At 74.3% G+C, this 25,615-nt stretch carries 15 protein-coding genes; 7 read left to right on the top strand and 8 right to left on the bottom strand.

All coding sequences use genetic code 11. From position 1 onward, the window contains the following. Nucleotides 1-82 precede the first annotated feature (82 nt). The 7 genes from nudC to ACFVU3_RS37625 all read right to left on the bottom strand — a co-directional run bounded on the left by nudC (nt 83) and on the right by ACFVU3_RS37625 (nt 11,986). On the bottom strand, nt 83-1,030 hold the full coding sequence (gene nudC / locus ACFVU3_RS37595) for an NAD(+) diphosphatase (RefSeq protein WP_390073280.1): 948 nt from the start codon (nt 1,028-1,030) through the stop codon (nt 83-85). A 56-nt stretch (nt 1,031-1,086) separates the two neighbouring features. Beyond that, nucleotides 1,087-2,505 carry a dipeptidase gene (locus ACFVU3_RS37600; RefSeq protein ID WP_390073281.1) on the bottom strand — a complete coding sequence of 473 codons (1,419 nt, stop codon included), beginning with the start codon at nt 2,503-2,505 and terminating at the stop codon, nt 1,087-1,089. Between the two features lie 10 nt (nt 2,506-2,515). Beyond that, nucleotides 2,516-5,842, bottom strand: coding sequence for a UvrD-helicase domain-containing protein (locus tag ACFVU3_RS37605; protein WP_390073282.1), 3,327 nt, complete (start codon nt 5,840-5,842; stop codon nt 2,516-2,518). Between the two features lie 83 nt (nt 5,843-5,925). Further along, the gene (locus tag ACFVU3_RS37610; RefSeq protein ID WP_390073283.1) at nt 5,926-6,735 is read right to left on the bottom strand and encodes a hypothetical protein; all 810 of its coding nucleotides are present in this window, start codon (nt 6,733-6,735) and stop codon (nt 5,926-5,928) included. Nucleotides 6,736-6,813: 78 nt separating this feature from the next. Further along, entirely contained in the window at nt 6,814-7,581 is a 768-nt protein-coding gene (locus tag ACFVU3_RS37615) for a hypothetical protein (protein WP_390073284.1), read from the bottom strand. Nucleotides 7,582-7,746: 165 nt separating this feature from the next. After that, the gene (locus ACFVU3_RS37620; protein ID WP_390073285.1) at nt 7,747-11,232 is read right to left on the bottom strand and encodes a UvrD-helicase domain-containing protein; all 3,486 of its coding nucleotides are present in this window, start codon (nt 11,230-11,232) and stop codon (nt 7,747-7,749) included. A 331-nt stretch (nt 11,233-11,563) separates the two neighbouring features. Further along, a complete protein-coding gene (locus ACFVU3_RS37625; RefSeq protein WP_390073286.1) occupies nt 11,564-11,986 on the bottom strand; it encodes an MGMT family protein in 423 nt (140 codons plus the stop codon). A gap of 138 nt (nt 11,987-12,124) precedes the next feature. On the opposite strand from ACFVU3_RS37625, the gene ACFVU3_RS37630 reads away from it, so the two are divergent. Next, nucleotides 12,125-14,773: a lysylphosphatidylglycerol synthase domain-containing protein gene (locus tag ACFVU3_RS37630; protein WP_390073287.1), complete on the top strand. Its 2,649-nt coding sequence runs from the start codon at nt 12,125-12,127 to the stop codon at nt 14,771-14,773. 4 nt (nt 14,774-14,777) lie between these two features. Here the strand turns inward: ACFVU3_RS37630 and ACFVU3_RS37635 are convergent, their stop codons facing one another. Further along, nucleotides 14,778-15,518, bottom strand: a complete 741-nt coding sequence (locus tag ACFVU3_RS37635; protein WP_390073288.1) for a YwiC-like family protein — start codon at nt 15,516-15,518, stop codon at nt 14,778-14,780. A 138-nt stretch (nt 15,519-15,656) separates the two neighbouring features. Between ACFVU3_RS37635 and ACFVU3_RS37640 the strand changes: the two genes are divergently transcribed. The 6 genes from ACFVU3_RS37640 (at nt 15,657) to ACFVU3_RS37665 (ending at nt 25,594) form a co-directional block, all read left to right on the top strand. Beyond that, entirely contained in the window at nt 15,657-19,313 is a 3,657-nt protein-coding gene (locus ACFVU3_RS37640; RefSeq protein ID WP_390073289.1) for a nitrate reductase subunit alpha, read from the top strand. A 2-nt stretch (nt 19,314-19,315) separates the two neighbouring features. Continuing rightward, nucleotides 19,316-20,848, top strand: coding sequence for a nitrate reductase subunit beta (gene narH / locus ACFVU3_RS37645; protein ID WP_390073290.1), 1,533 nt, complete (start codon nt 19,316-19,318; stop codon nt 20,846-20,848). After that, entirely contained in the window at nt 20,845-21,510 is a 666-nt protein-coding gene (gene narJ, locus ACFVU3_RS37650) for a nitrate reductase molybdenum cofactor assembly chaperone (RefSeq protein WP_390073291.1), read from the top strand. The genes narH and narJ overlap by 4 nt, the downstream gene beginning before the upstream one ends. Further along, nucleotides 21,510-22,232 carry a respiratory nitrate reductase subunit gamma gene (narI, locus tag ACFVU3_RS37655; protein WP_390073292.1) on the top strand — a complete coding sequence of 241 codons (723 nt, stop codon included), beginning with the start codon at nt 21,510-21,512 and terminating at the stop codon, nt 22,230-22,232. The genes narJ and narI overlap by 1 nt, the downstream gene beginning before the upstream one ends. A 149-nt stretch (nt 22,233-22,381) precedes the next feature. Continuing rightward, complete coding sequence (locus ACFVU3_RS37660; RefSeq protein ID WP_390073293.1) at nt 22,382-23,962, top strand: alpha/beta hydrolase; 1,581 nt, start codon at nt 22,382-22,384, stop codon at nt 23,960-23,962. A 90-nt stretch (nt 23,963-24,052) separates the two neighbouring features. After that, on the top strand, nt 24,053-25,594 hold the full coding sequence (locus tag ACFVU3_RS37665) for an alpha/beta hydrolase (RefSeq protein ID WP_390073294.1): 1,542 nt from the start codon (nt 24,053-24,055) through the stop codon (nt 25,592-25,594). Nucleotides 25,595-25,615: the final 21 nt, after the last annotated feature.

Below are 25,615 nucleotides of genomic sequence, written 5' to 3' on the forward strand. Positions count from 1 at the left end.
GGTTCCGGCGGGGGCTCCTCGCACGTACGGGCCGGGGCCGTCCCTGCGGGACCTCGCGGGTCCGGCAGGGACGGCCCGCGGCTCAGACGACGTCGCCGGGCTTCGGCAGGGGCTTGCCGTACCAGAGCTCGATCAGGCGCGAGGCGATCGAGATGCCGTACGGCGGCAGGATCTCGCCGGAGGCGAAGCCCGCCTCCAGGTCCTCGCGGGAGAACCAGCGGGCCTCGTGGATCTCCTCGCCGTCCACCTCGATCTCCGGCGAGGTGGCCCGCGCGAAGAAGCCGAGCATCAGGCTGGACGGGAACGGCCACGGCTGGCTGGCCACGTAGCCGACCTCGCCGACGGTGACACCGGCCTCCTCGAAGACCTCCCGGACCACCGCCTGCTCGATCGACTCGCCGGGCTCGACGAACCCGGCCAGCGTCGAGAAGCGGCCCTCCGGCCAGTGCACCTGGCGGCCGAGCAGCGCCCGGTCCTGGTCGTCGGTGACCAGCATGATCACCGCCGGGTCGGTGCGCGGGTAGTGCTCGGCGCCGCAGACCGGACAGCGGCGGATGTGCCCGGCGGCGGCGATCACCGTGCGCTCGCCGCAGCGGGAGCAGAAGCGGTGGAGGCGCTGCCAGTTCTCCAGGGCGACCGCGTGGGTCATCAGGCCCGCGTCGCGCGGCGAGAGGAGCAGGCCGGCCTCGCGCAGGCCCGCCGGGCGGGCCGACTGGTCCATGCGGCCGGGCAGCGAGTCCTTCTGGAGCGCGAAGTACGAGACCCCGTCGGCGTCGGTCCCGAGGAAGTAGCGGTGGGTCTCGGTCATCGGCGCCTCGAACGCCGGCGTCATGACGAGCTCGGTGGTGCCGTCGGGGCGGTCGTCGATCAGCACCTGGCCGCCCGACACCACGAAGACGCGGGTGCTCGGGTGGCTCCAGGCGGCCGCGAGCCAAGCCTCGTCGAGACGGTGATGGGCGGCCCGGTCGATCCCGCTCGGGGCGGTGAGCGAGATCGGGCGGTCCGCGAACGCGTTGTTCAAGGTGTTCACAGGTGCTTCCAGCTCCCCCGGATCGGTGACAGTGATGACGGCGTTCGGCCCGGCGCTCAGCGCTCGCCGGCCCGCAGGGCGGCCGGGAGGTCGCCCCACAGGTGGGCGGTCGTCTCGACGCCCTTCATGAGGAGGTCCAGTTCGACCTTCTCGTTCGGCGCGTGCCAGCCGTCGGACGGGACCGAGATGCCCAGGAAGAGCACGGGCGCGTCCAGGACGTCCTGGAGGTCGGCGGCGGGTCCCGAGCCGCCCTCGCGCGTGTAGCGGACGGTGGCCCCGTCGAAGGCCCGGCTCATCGCGCCGGCCACCGCCGTGAGGGCCGGGTGGCCGAGCGGGGTGAGGCAGGGGCGGGTCGGGGCGCCGAAGGCGATCTCGTACCGGATGCCGGCCGGGACGAGTCCGGCCAGCCACTCCCGCACCAGCGTCTCGATCCGGTACGGGTCCTGCCCCGCGACCAGCCGGAAGGACAGCTTGAGGTGGGCGGAGGCCGGGACGATGGTCTTGCCGCCGGGGCCCTGGTAGCCGCCGCCGATGCCGTTGACCTCGGCGGTCGGGCGGGCCCAGACGCGCTCCAGGGTCGAGTGGCCGGCCTCGCCGAGGGTGCCGTGGGACTTGGCGGTGCGCAGCCAGGCCGCCTCGTCGAAGGGGAGCTCGGCGACGAGCCGCCGCTCGGCCTCCGTGAGGCCGGTCACCCCGTCGTAGAAGCCGGGGATCGCCACCCGCTCGCCGGCGTCGTGCAGGGCGGCGACGATCCGGCCCGCGACGGTGGCCGGGTTGGGGACGGCGCCGCCGAAGGAACCGGAGTGGATGTCCTGGTCGGGGCCGTACAGGTCGATCTCGCAGTCGGCGACGCCGCGCATGCCGGTGCAGACGGTCGGCGTGGTCTCGGACCACATGCCGGTGTCGGAGACGATCACCACGTCGGCGGCGAGCCGGCCGGCGTGCTCCTCGACGAGCGCGCGGAAGTGCGGCGAGCCGGACTCCTCCTCGCCCTCCACGAGCATCTTCAGGTGGACGGCGGGCGTGGTGCGGCCGGTCGCGGCGAGGTGGGCGCGGACCCCGAGGGTGTGGAAGAACACCTGGCCCTTGTCGTCGGCCGCCCCGCGCGCGTACATCCGCCCGTCGACGACGGTCGGCTCGAAGGGGTCGGTGTGCCAGCCGTCCTCGCGGGCGGCCGGCTGCACGTCGTGGTGGCCGTAGACGAGGACCGTCGGCGCGTCCGGGTCGGCGGACGGCCACTCGGCGAAGACCGCCGGGGCCCCGGCGGTCTCCCAGACCTCGACCGTGGCGAAGCCCGTCTCCTTCAGGGAGCCGGCCAGCCACTCGGCGCTGCGCCGCACGTCCCCGGCCCGCTCCGGCTGCGCCGAGACGGACGGGATGCGCAGCCATTCCGCGAGGTCGCCGAGGAAGGCGGCACGGTGCTGCGCGACGTACGCGCGTACGGGGTGGACGGCGCTGTCCGGGGTCTCGCTCATGGTCCCGAGCCTATCCGGCGCCGGGGGGTGCCCCGCCCAGCAGGATGGCCTCCAGCTCCGCCCGTCCGGGCAGCCGGGCCGGGCGGGCCACCTCGCCGGTGCGTACGTAGACGAAGGCGGCGGCCACCTCCCCGGGCTCCAGGCCGTGCTGCTCGGCCCAGGCGAGCCGGTACAGCGCCAGCTGGAGGGGGTCGGCGGACCGGTGGTGGCTGGTCTTCCAGTCGACGATCTCGTACGCGCCCGATTCCGGGTCCCGGTAGACGGCGTCGATCCGGCCGCGGACCACCCGGCCCGCGAGGGTGAGGTGGACGGGGACCTCCACCCGGTACGGGGTGCGGTGGGCGTACGGCGTGCGGGCGAACGCCTCCTTGAGGGCCTCCAGGTCCCGCTCGTCGACGATCTCCGGCTCGCCGGCGAAGTCCTCGCCGCCGGGGAGCTCCTCCGGGCCGAGGAACGGCAGCGGGAGCTCCTCGAAGCGTGACTCCACCCACGCGTGGAAGCGGGTGCCGCGGCGGGCCGCGGGCTGCGGGGCCTTCGGCATGGGGCGGGCCAGCTCCTGTGCGAAGCCGTCCGGGTCCTCGGCGAGGCGGAGGACCTGGGAGGCGGAGAGGTAGGGGGGGAGGACGACGTCGCGCGTGGTGGCGCGGGAGCGGCGCAGCTCGGCGGTGAGGGCGGTGAGGTCCCGGTCCCAGGAGGCGAGGGTGCGGGTCTCCTCGGCGGTGAGCCCGTGCTCGCGGGGGTGCGGGACGGTGGCGTCCCGCACGGGCTCCGCCGCGGGGTCGTCCGGGAGCCAGAGGTCCTCGGCGGGCGGGTCCTGCGGGGCGGGCGCCGCGGCGGCCTCGGGCGGGACGGCGGACCACAGGTGCCGGTGGACCAGTTCGGCGGCCTTCCTGCGGCGCCCCAGCGCCTCCTCGTCCAGGGGCAGCGGCCAGGGGAGGTCGCCGGTCGCCGCCGCGAGGAGCGGGTTCTCGGCGCCCTTCTCGGGCTCGTCCGCCCATGCCTCGATGTCGCCGTGGCCCCTGGCGCAGTGGTCGTACAGCTCCGTCATGAAGGCGGAGGGGCCCCGGGGCTTCTTCTGGGCCGGTCCCCACCAGTGGGCGGAGGCCAGGAGGAGGGTGCGGGGGCGGGTGAAGGTGACGTAGCCGAGGCGGAGCTCCTCGGTGTGCTGGTGGTCCTTCATGGCGGCCTTGAAGGCCGACAGGGACTTGGCGTCCCAGGTGCCGAGGTCCGGGAGGGTGGCGGCGTCGCCGCGCAGGGCGTGCGGGAGGACCTGGGGCTGGGAGGTCCAGGACTCGCGGGCGCGGGCGGACGGGAACTGGCCGGTGACCAGGCCGGGGACGGCGACGACGTCCCATTCGAGGCCCTTGGACTTGTGCGCGGTGAGCACCTTGACGGTGTTCTCACCGCCCGGGAGGGCGTTGTCGAGGCCCTTCTCGAACTGGACGGCGGTGCGCAGGAAGCCGAGGAAGGCGAGGAGGCTCGCCTCGCCGTCGAGGGAGGCGAAGCCGGCGGCGACGTCCAGGAAGTTGCCGAGGGTCTCGCGGCGGCGGGCGGCGAGCGCGTGCGGGGAGGCGGAGAGCTCGACCTCCAGGCCGGTGACGGAGAGGACCCGGTGGAGGACGTCCATGAGGGGGTCGGCGAGCGAGGCGCGCAGGGTGCGGAGCTCGGCGGCGAGGCGGGCGAAGCGGACCCGGGCCTCGGCGGAGAAGGGCAGGCCGTCGTCGGGGTGGCCGGCGGAGTCGAGGAAGGTGTCGAGGGCGTCGGCGAGCGAGACCACCTCGGCGGGGTCGACGCCCTCGACGGCGGCGGCGAGCTTCTGCGCCGGGTCGGGGACGGTGCCGCCGCGGTGGACGAGGAGGCGGGCGCGGCGGCCGAGGAGGGCGAGGTCGCGGGGGCCGATGCGCCAGCGGGGGCCGGTGAGGAGGCGGACCAGGTCGGCGTTGGCACCGGGGTCCTGGAGGACCTCGCAGACGGCGACGAGGTCGGCGACCTCGGGGAGGTGGAGCAGGCCGGAGAGGCCGACGACCTCGACCGGCACGCCGCGGGCGACGAGGGCGGCCTGGATCGCGGGGAAGTCGCCGGCGGTGCGGCACAGGACGGCCATGGAGCCGGGTTCGCGGCCGGTGCGGACGAGGTGGGCGAGGGAGTCGGCGAGCCAGTCGATCTCCTCGGCGTGGGTGGGGAGGAGGGCGATCCGGACGGTGCCGTCGGCCTCGGCGCCGGGGGCGGGACGCAGCGCCTCCACGCCCGCGTGCATCGCGCGCAGCGGGGCGGCGAGGCCGTTGGCGAGGTCGAGGAGGCGGCCGCCGCTGCGGCGGTTCTCGGAGAGGGAGTGGCGGCTCGCGGGGGTGCCGTCGGCGTGCGGGAAGTGGGCGGGGAAGTCGTCGAGGTTGGCGACGGAGGCGCCGCGCCAGCCGTAGATGGCCTGGCAGGGGTCGCCGACGGCGGTGACGGGGTGGCCGGTGCCCTGGCCGAAGAGGCCGGAGAGGAGGAGCCGCTGGGCGACGGAGGTGTCCTGGTACTCGTCGAGGAGGACGACGCGGAACTCGTCGCGGAGGATCGTGCCGACCTCGGGGCGGGTGGTGGCGATCCGCGCGGAGAGGGCGATCTGGTCGCCGAAGTCGAGGAGGTCGCGGGAGCGCTTGGCGGCCCGGTAGCGGGTGACGAGCCCGGTGAGTTCGCGGCGGGCGGCGGCGGTCTCGGGGAGTTTGCGCAGGTCGTCGTTGGTGAGTTTGGCGGCGGCGAGGGAGGTGAGCAGCTCGGCGTCGTGGGCGAGGAGGTCGGCGGGCTCGACGAGGTGCTCGGCCAGTTCGGCATCGAGCGCGAGCAGGTTCTCGACGAGGGCCGGGAAGGACTTGGTGAGCGCCGGGTACGGGCCGGGGGCCTCGCGCAGCACGCGCGCGGCGAGCTGGAAGCGGGTGGCGTCGGCGAGGAGCCGGGAGGTCGGTTCGAGGCCGATGCGCAGGCCGTGGTCGGTGAGGAGCTGCCCGGCGAAGGCGTGGTACGTCGAGATGCGGGGCTCGCCCGGGGGGTTCTCGGGGTCGACCGGGTCGGGGTCGGTGACGCCGGCCCGGACGAGGGCGGTGCGGACGCGCTCGGCGAGCTCGCCGGCCGCCTTGTTGGTGAAGGTGAGGCCGAGGACCTGCTCGGGGGCGACCTGCCCGGTGCCGACCAGCCACACCACCCGGGCCGCCATCACCGTGGTCTTGCCGGAGCCGGCTCCGGCCACGATGACCTGCGGGGCGGGCGGCGCGGTGATGCAGGCCGTCTGCTCCGGGGTGAAGGGGATGCCGAGGAGCTCCTTGAGCTGCTCGGGGTCGGTGAGGTGCGCGGTCACCCTGAAGAGGCTAACCGGGCGGTCGGACATCCCGGGCCCGCACCGGCCCCGCCCGCGGTCTCGGGGCCGGGGGCGTGCGGGGGTCAGGCGGGGGTGCCGGGGTCGAGCCGGGAGAGGTCGACGGTCTCGTCGGCCGGCGGGACGGCGACCTTCACGGGGCGGTCGAAGTCGGAGAGGGTCATCCTGCCGGGTTCGTCGCCGCCGGTCCTGACGACCTCGCGGATGTACGGCTCGCCCTCCTGCGCGACGGAGACGGTGGTGGTCTCGTCGCCGTCCTTCTTCACCAGGGTCGCCACGGGGGTGCCGTCCACCTCGCGGTCGGGGCCGCGGGTGAGGCCCTGCCGATCCTCGTCCTCGCCGAGGTCGTCGAGGAGGGAGTCGAGGTCGCAGACCTCGCTGAGGTCGCCGCTGCCGGCCTGGCCGGGGGCGATCTTGAGCCAGCGGCCCTCGACGAGTTCGATGACGGGGGCGATCTGGTTCTCGGGCACGCCCTGCGCGGTCATGGAGGTCCGCCAGAAGGACTCGTCGCCCTTCATGTACGTGATGGCGTCCACCCGGCGGAGTTCGGCCCTGCCGTCGTCGACGCCGATGCGGCCCTGGCAGGAGCCCCGGTCGTCGACGGAGAAGTCGACGGCGAGGTCCTGTCCCTCGCTGACGACCTCGCCGGTCATGCGCAGGGAGTCGGCGGAGCGGGTGGCGTCCACGGCCCGGTCGGCGATCGCGGCGGGCGTGAGCCCGTCGAAGGGGTCGGGCGTCGGGGCCGCGGCGGGGCCCTGGGGTGCCGTCGCCGCCCAGGCCGCCGCCGGGGCGGGGCCCGCGACGGCGACGGCGGCGCAGACGACCGCCGCGGCGCGGAGCTTCCGGTGGTGTCGGGGGTTCCGGTGGGACGTCATGGCGAGCCTCCTCGTCCCCCCGGCCCTGTCCACCAGGGTGGCCCCGCGCGCGCGTGGCCGCTACTCGGCGCCGGGGGTTCAGCTGCCGGCGCCGGCCTTCATGAGCTGCTCCATGTCGACGACCTGGTCGGCCGGCGGGGCGGTGACGGCGACCGGCTTGTCGTAGTCGGCGAAGGTGACGGTGCCCGGCTCCTCGCCACCGGCGGTGACGACGCGGAGGATGTAGGGCTTGGCGGAGTCCCGGGCCACGTAGAACGTGTCGGTCTCGCCCTTCTTGTCGGCCTTGCCCTTGAGGACGACGGCCGGGGTGCCGTCGACGTCGGCGTCGGCCTCACGGGTCATGCCCTTGCGGGGGGTGTCCTCGTCCATGTCCTTGACGATGCTCTTGAGGTCGCAGAAGGCGGCGGGGCCCTCCTCGCCGGCCGGCATCTTCATCCAGCGGCCGTTGAGCAGCGTGGAGATGGCGCCGGCCTCCTCGTCGGAGGAGCCCTCCTCGCCGCCGGTGGACTTCCAGAAGGCGTCGTCGCCCTTCATGTAGCTGGTGCCGCCGGTGCCGAGGATCTCGGCCTTGCCGCCCTTGCCGCTCTGCATGGAGCCCTTGCAGTTGCCCTTGTCGTCGACGGCGAAGTCGACCGTCATCTCTTCGCCCTCGTTGGTGCCGCTGCCGTTCATGCGGAAGGCGGTGGCACCCTTGGTCGCCTCGACGGCCTTGTCGGCGATCGCGTCGGCGGAGAGGCCCGCGAAGGGGTCGGCGGGCTTGTCGTCACCCTTGCCGCAGCCCGTGAGACCGACAACGGCGGTCAGGCAGATCGTCGTCGCGGCCCAGAGCTTCCGGTTGGCCCTCATGCGCTTACCCCTCAGTTTCTCAGCGTGTTCGATGCGCTTCGATGTGTTCGAAAGCGAATTTTCACAGGTTTTCTTCACGCAGACCTTATGGGGTGGCACGCGCCCGACGATCGACCGGGGGTGGACAAAGGATGCGCAACCGGGAACGTGACTCGCGTCACTCCGTCAGTCGACGACCTGGCGGCCCTCGGGCCTGGCGCTGCACGCGGCGCGGAAGGAGCAGGTCGCGCAGTGCTGCCCGGTCGTCGGCGTGAAGCGTTCGTCGAGGACCCGGCCGGCGGCGGTGGCGAGCAGGTCCCCGACCCACTCCCCCTCCGGCGGCCGCTGGCCCTGCACCTTGGGCAGGGCGTCGCCGCCCTCCTTCTTGGGCGCGGCCTGGCGCAGCTGGACGAGTTCGGCGCCGCCCGGTTCGGGACGGTGTCCGCCGAAGACCTCGTCCAGGGCGCCCTCGCGGACGGCCAGCTGGTAGACGGCGAGCTGCGGGTGGTGGTCGACCTCGTCCCGGGTGGGGGCGGACTTGCCGGTCTTGAAGTCGACGACGTAGGCGCGGCCCTCCTCGTCGGTCTCGACGCGGTCCATGGAGCCGCGGATGCGGACCTGGTACTCCCCCGCGTCCAGGGTGACGTCGAAGCCGTGCTCGGAGGCGGCGGGGGTGCGGCCGCCGCGGTCCATGACGTGCCAGCGCAGGAACCGTTCCAGGGCCACGCGCGCGTGCCCCTTCTCCTGTTCGGACTTCCAGGGGGCGTCGAAGGCGAGCGCGTCCCAGACCGTGTCGAGCCGGGCCATGAGGACGTCCAGGTCGGCCGGGGTGCGGCCGGAGGCGACCTCGTCGGCGAGGACGTGGACGACGTTGCCGAAGCCCTGCGCGGCGGAGGCGGGTTCGGCGGCCTTGACCTCGCGGCCCAGGAACCACTGGAGCGAACAGGTGGCGGCGAGGTTCTCCAGGGCGCTCGGGGAGAGCGCGACCGGGCGTTCGCGGTCGCGCAGCGGCACCGCGCTGCGGGTGGGTTCGTGGAGGCCCCACCAGCGGTCCGGGTGGGCGGCCGGGACCATCGGCTGCCCGTCCTCGTCGGCGAGGGCGGCCAGCGTGGCGAGGCGGCGGGCGGCGGCGTCCCGGAGCGCGGGCGAGGCGTCCGGATCGACGGTGGTGGCGCGCAGCTCGGCGACGAGCGCGGAGACGGCGAGCGGGCGGCGGGGCCGGCCCGGCACCTCCGTCGGTTCGGCGCCGAGCTCGGCGAGGAAGCGGGAGGGCTGGTCGCCGTCCTCGGCGGGGGCCTTCACGGCGGTGACGACCAGCCGGTCGCGGGCGCGGGTGGCGGCCACGTAGAAGAGGCGGCGTTCCTCGGCGAGGAGGGCGCCGGCGGTGAGCGGTTCGGCGAGGCCGTCGCGGCCGATCCGGTCGGCTTCGAGGAGGGAGCCGCGGCGGCGCAGGTCCGGCCAGAGGCCCTCCTGGACGCCGGCGACGACGACGAGGCTCCACTCCAGGCCCTTGGAGCGGTGGGCGGTCATCAGGCGGACGGCGTCCGGGCGGGTGTGGCGGCGGGTGAGGGTGTCGGCCGCGATGTCCTGGGCGTCGAGCTCTTCCAGGAAGTTGAGCACGCCGCGGCCGCCGAGCCGCTCCTCGGCGCGGGCGGCGGTCTCGAAGAGCGCGCAGACGGCGTCCAGGTCCCGGTCGGCGTTGCGGCCGGCGGGGCCGCCGCGGAGGGCGGCGCGCTCCAGGCGGCCGGGCCAGGGGGTGCCGTTCCACAGCACCCACAGGGCCTCCTCCGCGGTGCCGCCGGCGGCGAGCAGCGCGCGGGTCTCCTGGAGGAGCCGGCCCAGGCGGAGCGCGCCGCGGGCGTAGGCGGGGTCGTGCGCGGCGAGGCGCTCGGGCTCGGCGAGGGCGGAGGCGAGCAGGACGTCGGAGGGGGGCGGGAGCCTGTCGCCCGCGGCCCGGGCCTCGTCGCGCAGGGCGCGGCCGAGCCTCCGCAGGTCCGCGGGGTCGATGCCGGCCAGCGGCGAGGCGAGCAGTTCGAGGGCGGTCTCGACCGGGAGCCAGGCGGCCTCTGCGGACGGCGCGGCCTGCGCGGGCGGCTGGTCCTGAGCGGACGACTCGTCCTGCGTGGGCGCGGTCGGTACGGACGGCTCGTCGGGTGCGGACGGCTCGTCCCGCGCGGGCGCGGGCTGCGGCGCCGGCTCGTCCCGCGCCGGCGCCGCGGGCGAGGGTTCGGACGCCGGTGCGGCGGCGGGGCCCGTCGTGCCCGCCACCGGGACGGCGGTGGTGCCGCCCGCGGCGTGGGCCACCGCCCGCAGGGCCAGCAGGAGGGGGGCGACCGCCGGTTCGTGGCGGAGGGGGGTGTCGGCGGCGTCGGTCTCCACGGGGACGCCGGCCGAGGTGAGGGCGCGGCGGAGGGCGGGGAGCCCGGCGCCGGCGCGGGTGAGGACGGCCATGGCGTGCCACGGGACGCCGTCCTCCAGGTGGGCGCGGCGGAGCAGGTCGGCGATGTTCTCGGCCTCGGCGGAGCCGGTGGGGTACGTGTACGCCTCGGCCCGGCCCCCCTCCCGTACCGGCGTCAGCTCGCGGTGGGCCCGGACCTTCTCGGCGGGCAGCCGGCTAAGCGGCATCCGGCGGGTGAGCTGCCGGGTGGCCGCGAGCAGGCCGGCGCCGGCCCGGCGGGAGGTGCCGAGGACGCGGACGGGAGCGCCGCCGAAGGCCGCGGGGAAGTCGAGGATGCCGTTCACGTCGGCGCCGCGGAAGGCGTAGATCGACTGGTCGGGGTCGCCGAAGGCGACGACCGTGTTCCGGCCGCCCCCGGTGAGCGCGGTGAGCAGCCGGACCTGGGCGGGGTCGGTGTCCTGGTACTCGTCGACGTAGACGGCGTCGTACGCGGGGAGGTCGACCCGCTCGGCGAGCAGGACCGCCCGGTGCACCAGCTCGGTGTAGTCGAGGACGCCCTGGAGGTCGAGGACGTCGAGGTACTCGGCGAGGAAGCCGGCGGCGGCCTTCCAGTCGGGGCGGCCGACGCGTTCGGCGAAGCGCCGGAGCGCGTCGGGGCCGAGGCCGAGCTCGCGGGAGCGGGCGAGGACCGCGCGGACCTCGTCGGCGAAGCCGCGGGTGGTGAGGCAGGCGCGGAGTTCGTCGGGCCAGCGGACCCCGCCGATCCCGGTCCGTTCGAGGTCGATCTGGCCGGCGAGGAGCTCGCGGACGGCGAGGTCCTGTTCGGGGCCGGAGAGCAGCCGGAGCGGTTCGGCGAAGAGCTCGGCGTCCTGGTGGGCCCGGATGAGGGCGTAGCAGTAGGAGTGGAAGGTGGTGGCCTGCGGCGGCCGGCGGCCGCCGAGCCGGGTGGCCATCCGGTCGCGGAGCTCGACGGCGGCCTTGCGGCTGAAGGTGAGGACCAGGATCCGCTCGGGGTCGGTGCCGCGCTCCATGCGGCGGGCGACGGCCTCCACCAGCGTCGTCGTCTTGCCGGTGCCGGGTCCGGCGAGGACGAGCAGCGGTCCCCGGTCGTGCTCAACCACCGCTCGCTGCGCTGCGTCCAGCTGAGGGGGATCCACCGGGGCCGGGGCCGTGCGCACCAGCCGGTACGCGCCGGGGGTCCGCTGCCGGCCCGCGCCCGGGTACGGCTGTCCCTGGTGCGGCGGCGTCGGCCGGGTGGTGGAGGAGGAGCTCACGTGGTTGGCCGGTCCTGGTCGATGGTGATGTGGTGCCGGTGCTGGTGCTGCTGACGACGGTGGTGGCGGAGTGACGGCGGTGCGGGGCGGGGTACGGGCCCCGGCACGCGCGCGTACCCGTGCCCGTACCGCTGTCCGTTTCCCCGCCGGCCCCGCCGGCCCCGGCGCCGGGCGCGGCACGCCCGTCGACGTTACGCGAAACCGGGCGGCGGCGGGCCCTGGTCTCCCGGACCGGACGGCCGCTCTTCCGGGCGCCGCCGGGGTGGCACGGGCGCGTACGGGGTCCCGTGTGAGATCCCGCACGCCCGGCGCCGGCCCCGGGCCGCGCGGCTCATTCCGGTTCGCCGCCCGCGCCGTCGCCGTGGCCGCCGTCCCACCGGGCCCGGCGCATGTCGATCCGCGGGACGTGCCCGTCGGCGGCGGGGCCGCGCTCGCGCAGCGGGGTGCCCTCGTCGCGGTAGTGGCCGAGGGCGCGCAGCTCGTGGCCGGGGAGCAGGGTGCCGTCGGCGCGAACGACCCGCCACCACGGGGCCGATCCGCCGTAGAGGGCCATGACGCGGCCGACCTGGCGGGGGCCTCCCTCGCCGAGCCATTCGGCCACGTCCCCGTAGGTCATCACCCGGCCCGGCGGGATGCGGTCGGCGACGTCGAGCACCGCTTCCGCGTACGGGGGCAGCTCGCCCGCCGCTCCGGAGTCGTTCGCTCCGCTCGCTCCGTTCCGTCCCACGGGTCCCTCCAGGCTCATCCGGCTCATCCTGCCTCACCCCACCGACATGGCACTGATGCCTCCGCCGGGCGGCTCTTCGTGCCACCATCGTCCGGGCGGTGACCGGTGATACGAGATCAACAGCGACAGACGCAAGCAGCAGAACACGCAGAGACGGACATGGTGATGGGTCAGGACACTCAGCCTCCCGGTGAGGCTCGGCCCGACATGCCCGAACGGGTCTCCGGCGACGAGCCGCTGCTCGCCGCCCGTGTCCACCGGCCCTCCGACCTGATGCGTCTCCTGGCCGGTGTGCTGGCCATCGCCGTCGTCCTCGCCATCGCCGCCGTCGCCCACGGCACCACGTCGGGTCTCGAGGACGACATCAACAAGGGGGCCGTCGGCGCCCCCGACGTCTTCGTCAAGATCGCCGGTCTGGTCTCGTCGATCGCGATCCTGGTCCTGCCGGTGGCGTTCGCCATCGAGCGGCTGGTGAAACGGGACGGGCTGCGGATCGCCGACGGCGTGCTGGCCGCGGTGCTCGCGCACGGCGTGACCCTGGCGATCGACCTGTGGGTGGCGAAGGCGGCGCCGGACACCATCCAGGACGCGCTGACCCAGCCGGCGAGCGGCGGCGGGCTGACCGACCCGGTGCACAACTACCTCGCGCCGGTGATCGCGTACATGACGGCCGTCGGCATGGCCCGCAGACCGCGCTGGCGGTTCTCGCTCTGGGCGGTGCTGCTGCTCGACGCCTTCACCATGCTGGTGGCCGGCTACACCACCGCCTTCTCGATCATCCTCACCGTGCTGATCGGCTGGACGGTGGCGTACGGCACCCTGTACGCGGTCGGCTCCCCGAACGTGAGACCGACGGGTCAGACCCTCCTCGCCGGGCTGCGCCGGGTCGGTTTCCGGCCGGTGACGGCGCTGCGCGCCGAGGAGGTGCCGGAGACGGCGGAGAGCGGGGACCGGGGCCGCCGGTACATCGTGAACCTGGAGGACGGGCCGCCGCTGGACGTCACCGTCGTCGACCGGGAGCAACAGGCGCACGGCTTCTTCTACCGGCTGTGGCGGCGGATCACCCTGCGGACGGTGACCACCCGCCGGTCGATCGTCTCGCTCCGGCAGGCGCTGGAGCAGGAGGCGCTGCTGGCCTACGCGGCGATCGCGGCCGGGGCGAACGCGCCGAAGCTGATCGCGACCTCCGAGCTGGGGCCGGACGCCGTGATGCTCGTGTACGAGCACATCGGCGGGCGGAGCCTGGACTCGCTGGACGACTCCGACATCACCGACGAGCTGGCGCGGAGCGCGTGGCGCCAGGTGAAGGCGCTCCAGTCGCGCCGGATCGCGCACCGCAGGCTGTCGGGGGACGCGATCCTGGTGGATCGTTCCGGCAGGGTGTTCCTGACGGATCTGCGCGGCGGCGAGATCGCCGCCGGCGATCTGGTGCTGCGGATGGACATCGCCCAGTTCCTGACCACCCTGGGCCTGCGGGTCGGGGCGGAGCGGACGGTGGCGGCGGCCGTGGAGGTGCTGGGGCCGGACGCGGTGGCGGACTGTCTGCCGCTGCTCCAGCCGATCGCGCTGAGCCGCTCGACCCGGGCCACCCTGCGCAGGCTGGCGCGGGAGCGCTCGCAGCGGGAGCGGGAGGCGGTCCTCGCGGCTTCCGAGGCGGCGAAGAAGGAGCGGGAGCGGGCCAAGGCGGCCGCCCACGCGGGGCTTCCGGCGCCCGGCACCGACCCCAGGGCCGAGAAGGCCGAGAAGCGGGCGGACAAGAAGGCGGAGAAGCGGGCGCTCGACGAGGCGCTGGACGAGGCCCGCGAGGAGGACCTGCTCGCGCAGATCCGCCGGCAGGTGCTGCTGATCCGGCCGCAGGCGCCGGTGGAGCCGGTGCGCCTGGAGCGGATCAAGCCGCGGACGCTGGTCTCGCTGATCGCGGGCGCGGTGGCCGCGTACTTCCTGCTGTCGCAGATCGCCCGGACGCCGCTGTCCACGGTCGCCGAGGCGGACTGGCGCTGGGTGGCCGCGGCCGTGGTCTTCTCCGCGATCAGCTATCTGGCGGCGGCGATGAGCCTGCTCGGCTTCGTGCCGGAGCGGGTCGGGTTCTGGCGGACGGTGGTGGCGCAGGTCGCCGGCTCGTTCGTGAAGATCGTCGCCCCGGCGGCGGTCGGCGGTGTCGCCCTCAACACCCGCTTCCTCCAGCGCGCGGGCGTGCGTCCGGGGCTCGCGGTGGCGAGCGTCGGCGCCTCGCAGCTCTTCGGGCTGGGGGCGCACATCCTGCTGCTGCTCTCCTTCGGCTATCTGACGGGCACCGAGAAGTCGCAGTCGTTCACGCCGTCGAGGACGGTGATCGCGGGTCTGCTGACGGTCGCCGTGCTGGTCCTGGTGATGACGGCGATCCCCTTCATGCGGAAGTTCGTCTCGACCCGGCTGCGGTCGCTCTTCGCGGGCGTGGTGCCGCGCATGCTGGACGTGCTCCAGCGGCCGATGAAGCTGGTCACGGGCATCGGCGGGATGCTGCTGCTGACCGGGGTGTTCGTCCTCTGCCTGGACGCGTCGATCCGCGCCTTCGGGCACGGGACCGCGTCGATCAGCTTCGCGGGCGTGGCCGTGGTCTTCCTGGCGGGCAACGCGCTGGGTTCGGCGGCCCCGACGCCCGGCGGTGTCGGCGCGGTCGAGGGCGCGCTCATCGGCGGTCTCGTCGCCGTGGGCAACCTGCCCATCGACGTCGCCACCCCGGCGGTCCTCCTCTACCGCCTGCTGACCCTGTGGCTGCCGGTCCTGCCGGGCTGGATCTGCTTCAACTGGCTCACCAAGCGGGAGGCGCTGTAGGCCGTCAGCCGTACACGGCGACGAGCAGGCCGAGCAGCAGCAGCGAGCAGCCGACCTCGACCGCTCCCACGACCGGGACCCCGATCCCCCGGCCGGGGAGCACGGCGGCGCGGGCGAGACAGACGGCGAAGGGGACGGCGAGCCAGGGGTTCAGGAGGGCCGCCGCCACGAGCGCCGCCGCGTGGTAGGCGACCGAACCCCTCCGGTACGCCGCCGACCTCCGCTCGCGGATCATCGTCTTCACGTACGGGACGGTGCCGGCGAAGTACAGCAGGCAGGCGAGGGCGGGGGCGAGGGCCTCGGCGACCGTGCCGCCGCCCGCGCGGTGCGCGACGAGCAGCGTCCCGCAGGCGGGGACGACGGCCACGAGGCCGTTGACCAGGGCTCGTTCCCTGTTGCGGCGGGCGTAGAGGAGGTTCACCGCGAGGAAGGGCGCCGTCAGGGCGGCGGCGACCCCGAGCCAGGGCTCGGCCACCAGCAGGGGCAGGCCGAGGGCGGCCGTGGCGGCGCCGAGGACCAGTGCGGGGCGGGTGTGCCGTGCGGCGGCCCGGGGGTTGCGGGAAGCGCGTCGGAGCCGTACGAACTGCTCGGTGTGGAAGACGGCGCAGTAGCCGAGCAACCACGCCAGGAAGAGGGGGAGTTGCAGCCAGGCCGGGGAGCCGGTCAGGACTCCCGCCAGGTAGGGCACGGCGAGCATGGCCCAGGCTCCGTGCTGGTTCGGTATCCATCGTCGGACGGTGCTCACCGGGTCAGCCTCACACACCGGGCCCCGGGACAAATGCGGGATTTGGTCACCCTCGTACGGGACCATCGGCCCCCCTTCGGGCCGTTCTGCCCGACCTAGGCTCAGGCCGCGTGACGCATCGTCGTGAAGGAGCCTGACGTGCAGCAGGAGCAGCCGGACGCCGCCGAGATCCTCCTCCGAGCGGGAAGGTTCTTCTCCCGTTCCGAGGTCTCCGAGGACCTGCGGACGGTGCATCGCACCGGCGGTCGCGAGGGCGAGTCGTTCTACCGGGACCGCTGGAGCCACGACAAGGTCGTGTACTCCACCCACGGCGTCAACTGCACCGGCTCGTGCCGGTGGAAGGTGTACGTCAAGGACGGGATCATCACCTGGGAGACCCAGGCCACGGACTACCCGTCCGTCGGCCCCGACCGGCCCGAGTACGAGCCGCGCGGCTGTCCCCGGGGCGCCTCGTTCTCCTGGTACAGCTACTCGCCCACCCGGGTCCGGCACCCCATGGTCCGGGGCACCCTGCTCGCGATGTACCGGCAGGCGAAGAAGCGCCTGAAGGACCCCGTGCTCGCCTGGGCGGACATCCAGCGCGACCCGGTCCGGCGCCGCACCTACCAGCAGGCCAGGGGCAAGGGCGGTCTGGTGCGGGCGAGTTGGGAGGAGGCGGTGGAGATCGCCGCCGCCGCCCACGTCCACACCATCAAGGAGCACGGCCCGGACCGGGTGGCCGGCTTCTCCCCGATCCCCGCCATGTCGATGGCCTCGCACGCGGCCGGGGCCCGCTTCCACTCCCTCATCGGCGCGCCGATGCTCTCCTTCTACGACTGGTACGCGGACCTGCCGGTCGCCTCGCCGCAGGTCTTCGGCGACCAGACGGACGTGCCGGAGTCCGGGGACTGGTGGGACGCGGCCTACCTGCTGATGTGGGGCTCGAACGTGCCGGTGACGCGCACCCCGGACGCCCACTGGATGACGGAGGCCCGCTACCGGGGCCAGAAGGTCGTCACGGTCTCCCCCGACTTCGCCGACAACACCAAGTTCGCCGACGAGTGGATGCACCCGCACCCGGGCACGGACGGGGCGCTGGCCCTGGCGATGGGGCACGTGGTGCTGAAGGAGTTCTTCGTCGACCGCGAGACGCCGTTCTTCTCGGAGTACGTCCGCACCTACACCGACCTGCCGTTCCTGATCACCCTCCAGGAGACCGGACAGGGGCTCGTCCCGGGGAAGTTCGTCACCGCCGCCGATCTCGGGGGAGACGCCTCGACGACCGAGAACGCCGAGTGGAAGACCGTCCTCGTCGACGACGCCACCGGCGAGCCGGTCGTCCCGAACGGCACCCTCGGGCACCGCTGGGGCACCTCCGGCGAGCCCGACTGGAACCTGGACCTCGAAGGCGTCCGCCCCCGGCTCTCCCTCCTGGAGGAGGGCGGGACCGCCGAGGTCGTGCTGCCCCGCTTCGACGAGGAGGGCGAGGTGCTGCGGCGGGGCGTCCCCGTGCGGCGGCTGTCCGGGGACGGGCCGCTCGTCACCACCGTGTACGACCTGCTCCTCGCCCAGTACGGCGTCGGGCGCCCCGGCCTGCCGGGCGAGTGGCCCGCGTCGTACGAGGACGCCTCGCAGCCCGGCACCCCCGCCTGGCAGGAGACGCTGACCTCGGTCCCGGCGGCGCAGGCGGCGCGCGTGGCGCGGGAGTTCGCGGACACCGCCGAGCGCTCGCACGGCCGCTGCATGATCCTCATGGGCGCCGGGACCAACCACTGGTTCCACTCCGAGACGATCTACCGGGCCTTCCTCGCCCTGCTGACGCTCACCGGCTGCCAGGGCCGCAACGGCGGCGGCTGGGGCCACTACGTCGGCCAGGAGAAGTGCCGGCCGGTGACCGGCTGGGCCACCCTCGCGAGCGCCTCCGACTGGGGCCGCCCGCCCCGGCACATGATCGGCGCCGGCTGGTTCTACCTCCACACCGACCAGTGGCGGTACGACACCCTGCCCGTCGAGTCGCTGGCCTCGCCGCTCGGCGCCGGCCGCTTCGCGGGCATGACCGGCGCCGACTGCCTGGCCGCGTCCGCGCGGATGGGCTGGATGCCCTCGTACCCGACCTTCGACCGCAACCCGCTGGAGCTCGGCGCCCAGGACGACCCGGTCGCCGACACGGTGGAGGCGCTGAAGGACGGGTCCCTCGGCTTCGCCGGGGAGGACCCGGACGCGCCGGAGAACTGGCCCCGGGTGCTCAACGTGTGGCGGGCCAACCTCCTCGGCTCCTCCTCCAAGGGCAACGAGTACTTCCTCAAGCACCTCCTCGGCACCCACTCCAACCTCCCCGGGGACGGACCGCGCTGCTCCCCCAGGGACGTGCGGTGGCGGGCGGACGACGTCGAGGGCAAGCTCGACCTGCTCCTCGCCATGGACTTCCGGATGACGAGCACGACGCTGCTGTCCGACATCGTCCTCCCGGCCGCGACCTGGTACGAGAAGCACGACCTGTCCTCCACGGACATGCACCCCTTCCTCCACGCCTTCACCCCGGCCGTCGACCCGCCGTGGCAGGCCCGCTCCGACTACGACGCCTTCCTCGCCCTCGCCCGCCGCTTCGGCGAGCTGGCCGGGGAGCACCTGGGGGTCCGCAAGGACCTGGTGGCCACGGCGCTCCAGCACGACACCCCGGGCGGCGAGATGGCCCAGCCCGGCGGGGTGGCGCTCGACTGGTCGAAGGGCGAGTGCGAGCCGGTCCCGGGGCGCACGATGTACAGCCTGACGGTGGTCGAGCGGGACTACGGGGCCGTCGGCGAGAAGTTCGCGGCGCTCGGCCCGCTGGTCGACCGGCTCGGGGTGACGACGAAGGCGATCACCTTCGACGTCGACGAGGAGGTCGCCTACCTCGGCGCCAAGAACGGCCTGGTCAGGGGCGGGATCGCGGACGGGCGGCCGCGTCTGGACACGGCGGCGCGGGCCTGTGAGGCGATCCTCTCCCTCTCCGGCACCTCCAACGGCCGGCTCGCCACCCAGGGCTTCGAGAAGCTGGAGAAGCGGACCGGGCAGGAGATGGCCCACCTGGCCGCCGAGGCCGAGGGGAAGCGGATCACCTTCGCCGACACCCAGGCCCGGCCCGTCCCCGTCATCACCTCGCCCGAGTGGTCGGGCAGCGAGTCCGGCGGCCGCCGCTACACCGCCTTCACCGTCAACACCGAACACCTCAAGCCCTGGCACACGCTCACCGGACGGCAGCACTTCTTCCTCGACCACGACTGGATGCACGAGGTCGGCGAGGCGCTGCCCGTCTACAAGCCGCCGCTGGACATGCACCGGCTGTACGGGGAGCCGGAGCTGGGCTCCTCCGACGGGCACCAGGTCGCCGTGCGGTACCTGACCCCGCACAACAAGTGGGCGATCCACTCCCAGTACCAGGACAACCTGTACATGATGACGCTCGGCCGGGGCGGGCAGACGATCTGGATGTCCCCGCGGGACGCCGACGCCATCGGGGTCCGCGACAACGACTGGATCGAGGCGGTCAACCGCAACGGCGTGGTCACCGCCCGCGCGATCGTCTCCCACAAGATGCCCGCCGGCACCGTCTACATGAACCACGCCCAGGAGCGCACGGTCGGCGTGCCGAAGACCGAGAAGACCGGCCGCCGGGGCGGCATCCACAACTCGCTCACCCGCGTGATGCTCAAGCCGACCCATCTCGTCGGCGGCTACGCCCAGTTGACCTGGGCCTTCAACTACCTGGGCCCGACCGGGAACCAGCGCGACGAGGTGACGGTCATCCGCCGCCGCGACCAGAACGTGGAGTACTGACCATGCGCGTGATGGCACAGGTCGCCATGGTGATGAACCTCGACAAGTGCATCGGCTGCCACACCTGCTCGGTCACCTGCAAGCAGGCGTGGACCAACCGGCAGGGCACCGAGTACGTCTGGTTCAACAACGTCGAGACCCTCCCCGGCCAGGGCTACCCGCGCCGCTGGGAGGACCAGGAGCGGTGGAAGGGCGGCTGGGAGCGGACCCGCTCCGGGCGGCTGCGGCTGCGGGCCGGCGGGCGGCTGAAGCGGCTCGGCCAGATCTTCGCCAACCCGGAGCTGCCGGAGCTCGACGACTACTACCAGCCGTGGACGTACGAGTACAAGAACCTCACCGAGGCCCCCGCCGGCGACGACCTGCCGGTCGCCCGGCCGGTCTCCCAGGTCACCGGCGAGCCCCTCGACACGGTCGAGTGGGGCCCCAACTGGGACGACAACCTCGGCGGCGCCCCCGAGCACGGGCCGAAGGACCCGCTGGTGGAGAAGGTCCGGGCACGGTTCGGCGAGAGGATCCGCTTCGAGTTCGAGCAGAGCTTCATGTTCTACCTGCCCCGCATCTGCGAGCACTGCCTCAACCCGGCGTGCGTCTCCGCCTGCCCCTCCGGCGCCATGTACAAGCGCGAGGAGGACGGAATCGTCCTCGTCGACCAGGACCAGTGCCGTGGCTGGCGGATGTGCGTCACCGGCTGCCCGTACAAGAAGGTCTACTTCAACCACGCCACCGGCAAGGCCGAGAAGTGCACCTTCTGCTTCCCGCGCGTCGAGGTCGGCATGCCGACGATCTGCTCCGAGACCTGCGTCGGCCGCATGCGGTACCTCGGGGTGATGCTGTACGACGCCGACAAGGTCACCGAGGCGGCCGCCGTCGAGGACGAGCACGACCTCTACCCGGCCCAGCTGGAGTGCTTCCTCGACCCGCGCGACCCGGCCGTCGCCGCCGCGGCGCGGGCCTCCGGGATCACCGAGGAGTGGCTGGACGCGGCCCGCCGCTCCCCCGTCCACGACCTCATCGCCACCTACCAGGTCGCGCTGCCGCTCCACCCGGAGTACCGCACGATGCCGATGGTCTGGTACGTGCCGCCGCTCTCCCCCGTCGTCGACGCGGTCGCCGCCACCGGCAGCGACGGCGAGGACGCCGGGAACCTCTTCGGCGCCATCGACGCCCTGCGGATCCCCGTCGAGTACCTGGCCGAGCTGCTGACCGCCGGCGACACCGTGCCCGTGGAGGCCGTGCTGCGCCGGATGGCGGCGATGCGCTCCTACATGCGGGCGGTCAACCTCGGCGAGGAGAGGGACGAGACCGTCGCCGAGGCCGTCGGCCTGACCGGCCAGGAGATGGAGGACATGTTCCGGCTGCTCGCCATCGCCAAGTACGAGGACCGGTACGTGATCCCCACCGCCGCCCGCGCCGACGCGGACGCGCTCGCCGACTCCCATCCGCTGGACCCCGGCGCCGGCTGCCCGGTCGCCGACCGGGCGGGCGAGGGCACCCGGGTCCTGCTCAACCTGGGCCGCACGAGGAGGACCTCATGACCCCGGACTCCGCCGTACGGCTGGTGGCGGCGCGCTGCCTCACCTACCCGGACGAGCAGCTGTACGCCACGCTTCCGCTGCTGCGGCGGGCGGTGGCCGGGATCCCCGGCGCGGAGGGGATCCGGGAGTTCCTCGGCCACGTGGAGCGGACCCCGCTCCTGGACCTCGCCGCGCACTGCACGGACACCTTCGACACCCGCAACCGCCGCTGCCTCTACCTCACCTGGTGGACGGACGGCGACACCCGGCGGCGCGGCCTCTCCCTCGTCCGGATCAAGCGGACCTACCGCGCGCACGGCCTGGAGTTCGACAGCGACGAGCTGCCCGACTTCCTGCCCGCCGCCCTGGAGTTCGCCGCCCTCCACGAGGAGCCCGGCACGGAACTCCTCCAGGAGCACCGGGCCGGCCTGGAGCTGCTGCGGCTCGCGCTGGCCGCCGCCGGCACCCCGTACACGGGCGTCCTGGAGGCCGTCTGCGGCACCCTGCCCGGGCCCTCCCCCGCGACCAAGGAGGAGGCGAAGGCGCTGGCCAGGACCGGGCCGCCGCGCGAACTCGTCGGCCTCGACCCGCTCGGCGTCGACCCGCTCGGACTCGAACCCCACGGCCCCGGCGTCGACCTGCCCTGGCCGACCTCGCGCCGCACCGAAAGGACCCCGGCCTGATGGATCTGCTGCTCTGGGGCGTGCTGCCCTACGTCTCGGTGGCCCTGCTCGTCGCGGGCACGGTCTGGCGCGGGCGGTACGACCGCTTCGGCATCACCACCCACTCGTCCCAGCTGCACGAGTCGCGGCTGCTGCGGATCGGCTCGCCGCTCTTCCACTTCGGCATGCTCTTCGTCGTCCTCGGACACGTGGTCGGCCTGCTGATCCCGAAGGAGTGGACGGACGCCATCGGGATCAGCGACCACGCCTACCACCTGATGGCCGTCTCCACGGGCGCCGTCGCGGGCGTGGCCGCCGCCGCCGGCATCGGCATCCTCGTGTACCGGCGGATGCGGGTGCCCGCCGTGCGCGGGGCGACGCTGAAGAGCGACCACCTCATGTACACGGTGCTGCTCGGCGCGATGGCGCTCGGCATCCTCGCCACCGTCCTCAACTCGACCGGGGCGACCGGCGGTTACAACTACCGCGAGGGCATCTCGGTGTGGTTCCGCTCGCTCTTCGCGCTCAGCCCCGACTGGGGGCTGATGGCGGGCGCACCGCTCGCTTTCAAGCTGCACGTCCTCTTCGGCTTCGCGCTCTTCGCGCTGATCCCGTACTCGCGGCTCGTCCACATGTTCGCGGTGCCGGTGCGCTACCTCTTCCGCCCGTTCGTCGTCTACCGGCGGCGCCGCCCCGGCCGGATCGCCAACCGGGCGCCGAAGCGCGGCTGGGAGCGGGTGTGAGCGCCCCCAGGACCCTCGTCCGGCGGCCGCGGCGGCCCGTGGACGAGCGGCCCCGCCGCCGCCCTCCGCGGGGCGGGCGAGCGGGCGGGGGACACCCGCTTGGGGGTGTGTCGCGGGCGGGGGTGGGCGGGGGGCACGAGCATGGGGGCATGCCGATCTCCTCCGCCCAGCGCGCCGCCGCCCTCCTCACCGCCTCCGCCGTCCTCTGCCTGGCCGGCTGCTCGGACGACTCGGGCGACGAGAGCCCCGCGGCCGCCCGCCCCACCGGCAGCGGCGGCCTCTCGGCGCTGACGGCGCAGCAGCTGGAGTGGGACACCTGTCCGCCCCCGTCCCCGGCCGAGGGCGGCGGCTCGGCGCCGACGCCGCTGCCGGGCGGCACGGCCTGGGAGTGCGCGTTCCTGGTGACGCCGCTGGACTGGTCGGAGCCGGAGGGGGAGACGATCGAGCTGGCGCTGATCCGGGCGCGGGCCGAGAACGACGCCCGCCGCATCGGCTCCCTGATCTTCAACTTCGGGGGCCCGGGCGGTTCCGGCGTCACCGCGCTGCCGGGGTTCGCCGCGGACTACGAGACCCTCCGCTCCCGCTACGACCTGGTCTCCTTCGACCCGCGCGGCGTGGGCCGCAGCGAGCCGGTGGAGTGCGCGACGGACGAGGAGCTGGACAAGTACTACGCCCTGGACTTCACCCCGGACGACCAGGCGGAGGAACGGACGCTGTCCGACGCGCAGAAGACGTACGCGGCGGGCTGCGAGAAGGACGCGGGCCCGGTCCTGCCGCACGTCGGGACGGAGAACGCGGCGCGGGACATGGACCTGCTGCGCCAGGTCCTCGGCGACGACAAGCTGCACTACTTCGGCATCTCGTACGGCACCGAGCTCGGCGGCGTCTACGCCCACCTCTTCCCGGAGCGGGTGGGCCGGGCCGTCTTCGACGCGGTCGTCGACCCGGACGCGGGCGTCGAGGAGGGCGCGCTGGGCCAGGCGAAGGGCTTCCAGCTGGCGCTGGACAACTTCGCCCAGGACTGTGTGGACCGGGGCGACGAGTGCGCCCTGCCCGGCGCGACGGTCGCCGAGGTCGAGGAGGGCGTCACCGATCTCCTCGCCGCGCTCGACGAGAAGCCGATCCCGGGCATCGGCAGCCGGGAGCTGACACAGACCCAGGCCACGAACGGCATCGCCCAGGCCCTGTACTCGAAGGAGTTCTGGCCGTACCTGGAGCAGGGCCTGGAGGCCGCGGACGGCGGCGACGGCGCCCTGCTGCTCACCCTCTCGGACTCGATGAACGGGCGCGGCGAGAACGGCAGTTACAGCAACATCCAGGCCGCCAACGCCGCCATCAACTGCGTGGACTTCAAGGAGCGCTACACCCTCGGCCAGGCCAAGGAGCGGCTGCCGCAGTTCCGCGAGGCGTCCCCGGTCTTCGGCGACTTCATGGGCTGGGCCCTGTCGAGCTGTTCGCAGTGGCCGGTGCCGGGCACCTGGGACCACCCGGACGTGTCCGCGCCCGGCGCGGCGCCGATCCTGGTGGTCGGCAACACCGGCGACCCGGCGACCCCGTACGAGGGCGCCCGCGCGATGGTGAAGGCGCTCGGCGAGGGCGTGGGCGTGGAGCTGACGTACGAGGGCGAGGGCCACGGCGCGTACAACGGCGGCAGCGCCTGCGTGAAGAAGGCCGTCGACGGCTACCTCCTGAACGGCAAGGTCCCCGCCTCGGGCACCGTCTGCACGTAGCACCGCCGGACGTCCCCGCGGCACCGCCCGCGGGGCGCCGGGTCCGGCCCCCTAGGATGACGAGCCGGTCTCGATCCCGGGGGGTCTCCCATGCACATACGCCGGCACCTGACGGCGCTCGCCGTCGGCGGACTGCTGGTCACCGGCTGTACGGGGACGGGCGCCCCGGCCCCCGCGCCGACGTCCGCGCCGGCCTCCGCACCCTCCTCCGGCGCCAAGCCCTCCCCCGCCGCCGGCGGCTCCGCGCCCGGCCTCCCCGCCTCCCTCACCGGCCAGCGGCCCGACTGGCAGCGCTGCGACGACATCGGTGGCGACTGGCGCTGCGCCACCGTGAACGTGCCGCTGGACCACGCGAAGCCGACGGGCGCCACGCTCCCCGTCGCGCTGATACGCAAGGAGGCGACCGACCGGAAGCGGCGGATCGGGTCGCTGCTCTTCAACTTCGGCGGACCGGGCGGCTCCGGGGTGGACATCCTGCCGGAGCTCGCCGGGGAGTACGAGGCGCTGGGCGAGCGGTACGACCTGGTGGGCTTCGACCCGCGCGGGGTGAGCCGCAGCTCCGGCGTCGTCTGCCGCACCGACGCCGAGCAGGCGGCGGCCGAGGCCCGTGTCGACTCCACCCCGGACACGCCCGCCGAGGAGGCCGCCTACCTGAAGGACGCGGCGGACTTCGGCGCCGGCTGCGCCCGCCGCTCCGGCACGGTGATCCCGTACACCACCACCACGGCCACCGCCCGCGACCTGGACCTGATCCGGCACGTCCTCGGCGACGACAAGCTGCGCTACTTCGGCATCTCGTACGGCACCCAGCTCGGCGGCACCTACGCCCACCTCTTCCCGCGGAACGTGGGCCGGCTGGTCCTGGACGCGGTCGTGGACCCCACCGCCGACACCGCGGGCCACGCCCGGCACCAGACGATCGGCTTCCAGCGGGCCCTGGACAACTACGCGAAGAGCACCGGGCGGACCCCGGCGGCCGGCACCGCGCGGATCACCACGCTGCTCGCCATGCTGGACCGCCGGCCGCTGGAGGTCGGCGACCGCCGGCTCACCGAGGGCCTGGCGATCACCGGCATCGCGGTGACCCTCTACGCGGAGTCCAGCTGGCCGCTGCTCACGGAGGCCCTGGAGGCGGCCGAGTCCGGCGACGGCGGCCCGCTGCTGCGGCTCGCGGACGCCTACAACGACCGCGACGAGCAGGGACGTTACGCCACGCAGTCGCACTCCCAGCGGGCGATCTCCTGCGCCGACTCCAGCGAGCGCCCGACCGCCGCGCGGGCGAAGGCGCTGCTGCCCGAGTTCCGCCGCCTCTCCCCCGTCTTCGGCGCCTTCCTCGCCTGGGACACGGCCGGCTGGTGCGCCGGCTGGCCGGTGAAGGGCGAGGCGAGGACCCCGGCGGCGTCCGCCCCGGGCGCGGCGCCGGTGCTGGTCGTGGGCACGACGGGCGACCCGGCGACCCCGTACGAGGGCGCGGAGCGAATGGCGGAGGAGCTCGGCGAGGGCGTCGGGATCCTGGTCACCAACAAGGGCGAGGGGCACGGCGCGTACGGCACCTCGGCGTGCGTGACCCGGACGGTCGACGCGTACCTGCTGGACGGGAAGGTGCCCGCGTACGGCACGACCTGCGGGTAGCGGGGACGCGCGAAGGCCCCG

The sequence above is a fragment of the Streptomyces sp. NPDC058052 genome (genome assembly GCF_042885515.1).
Lineage (GTDB): Bacteria > Actinomycetota > Actinomycetes > Streptomycetales > Streptomycetaceae > Streptomyces.

Coding starts and splice junctions, on each gene's coding strand:
- ACFVU3_RS37625 (WP_390073286.1), bottom strand. CDS start 11,986: ATGAGCCGGATGAGCCTGGAGGGACCCGTGGGACGGAACGGAGCGAGC.
- narH (WP_390073290.1), top strand. CDS start 19,316: ATGCGCGTGATGGCACAGGTCGCCATGGTGATGAACCTCGACAAGTGC.
- ACFVU3_RS37665 (WP_390073294.1), top strand. CDS start 24,053: ATGCACATACGCCGGCACCTGACGGCGCTCGCCGTCGGCGGACTGCTG.
- ACFVU3_RS37615 (WP_390073284.1), bottom strand. CDS start 7,581: ATGAGGGCCAACCGGAAGCTCTGGGCCGCGACGACGATCTGCCTGACC.
- narI (WP_390073292.1), top strand. CDS start 21,510: ATGGATCTGCTGCTCTGGGGCGTGCTGCCCTACGTCTCGGTGGCCCTG.
- ACFVU3_RS37610 (WP_390073283.1), bottom strand. CDS start 6,735: ATGACGTCCCACCGGAACCCCCGACACCACCGGAAGCTCCGCGCCGCG.
- ACFVU3_RS37630 (WP_390073287.1), top strand. CDS start 12,125: ATGGGTCAGGACACTCAGCCTCCCGGTGAGGCTCGGCCCGACATGCCC.
- ACFVU3_RS37600 (WP_390073281.1), bottom strand. CDS start 2,505: ATGAGCGAGACCCCGGACAGCGCCGTCCACCCCGTACGCGCGTACGTC.
- narJ (WP_390073291.1), top strand. CDS start 20,845: ATGACCCCGGACTCCGCCGTACGGCTGGTGGCGGCGCGCTGCCTCACC.
- ACFVU3_RS37660 (WP_390073293.1), top strand. CDS start 22,382: ATGCCGATCTCCTCCGCCCAGCGCGCCGCCGCCCTCCTCACCGCCTCC.